The organism is Polaromonas sp. P1_E3, assembly GCF_056405935.1.
In genome coordinates, this window is sequence record NZ_JBFUBD010000626.1 from 1 (window position 1) to 1,162 (window position 1,162).

The window sequence follows — 1,162 nt, forward strand, 5'->3', positions numbered from 1 at the left end:
AGCGAGTAGGGCGTATTTTCGAATTTGTTGTGGCGCTGGCGCAGCTCCAGCGTTTTGGCGACGTAAAAGGCTTGCGGGTCCAGTACGACGGCCAGCCGGTTTTGCAGCTGCAGGAAGTTCTTCTTGGACCCGGCGACCAGGCGGGCTTCGAGCAAGGAGGTTTGCACCGTGACGTCCTTGGCCGCTTCTTCGACACAGCCGGAAATCGTCCGCACGCTGGAGCCTATTTCGAGGCCTACATCCCAGCAGGCGCCGATGAAACTCTCCACCTTGGCCTTGAGGGCGGGGTCGCCGTCGATGTTGGCGCTGTCCGGCAACAACAGCAGCACGTCGACATCCGAATGGGGAAACAGCTCACCGCGGCCAAACCCTCCTGCGGCCACCAGGCAGGCGGAAACCGGAAAGCCGGCGCGCTGCCAGAGCAGCTGCAGGGTCGCATCGGCATGGCGGGCGAATTTTTGCAGCAGGCTGTGGATGCCGCGGGACGAGGCGCCACTGGCGGCCAGCGTGGCGAGGAGGGCGGCTTTCCCCGCTTTGTATTGCTCGCGGACGGGGGCCAGCTCGATCATCGCGGAGCTCGCAGGGTCAGAAAGTGCGCGGGGCGCCACTGTGCGCCTGGTTCAGGCACTGACAGCGGCTTGGGCAGGGCTGCTTTGCGGGACAAAGGCCGGGATAGGCGGGCTGCCGGCGGAGAGGGTCAGTACCTCGTAGCCGGTTTCGGTCACCAAAATGGTGTGCTCCCACTGGGCGGACAAGGAATGGTCACGCGTCACGATGCTCCAGCCATCCTTCTCAGGACCGTCCTTGATGTCACGCTTGCCGGCATTGATCATGGGTTCGATAGTGAAGGTCATACCGGGGACTAGCTCTTCGAGGGTACCGGGACGGCCATAGTGCAGCACCTGCGGTTCCTCATGGAATTTCTGGCCAATCCCATGGCCGCAAAACTCGCGGACCACGGAAAAGCCCTGTTTCTCGGCAAAAGTCTGGATCGCAAAGCCGATATCTCCCAGCCTGACGCCGGGCTTGACACGCATGATGCCCTGCCACATGGCCTCGTAGGTCACATGGCAAAGCCGCTTGGCCGCGATCGATGCTTCGCCCACGAGGTACATGCGGCTGTTGTCGCCGTGCCAGCCGTCCTTGGTGATAACGGTCACGT

General features: G+C 62.7%; 2 protein-coding genes. Both read right to left on the reverse strand.

From position 1 onward, the window contains the following. Positions 1–569: DUF294 nucleotidyltransferase-like domain-containing protein (locus tag AC1D0Z_RS22300; protein ID WP_477660329.1), on the reverse strand; the 569-nt coding region annotated here is incomplete at its 3' end. Positions 570–620: 51 nt separating this feature from the next. Then, positions 621–1,162 (reverse strand): type I methionyl aminopeptidase (gene map, locus AC1D0Z_RS22305; protein ID WP_477660330.1); only part of this gene is annotated, 542 nt, incomplete at its 5' end.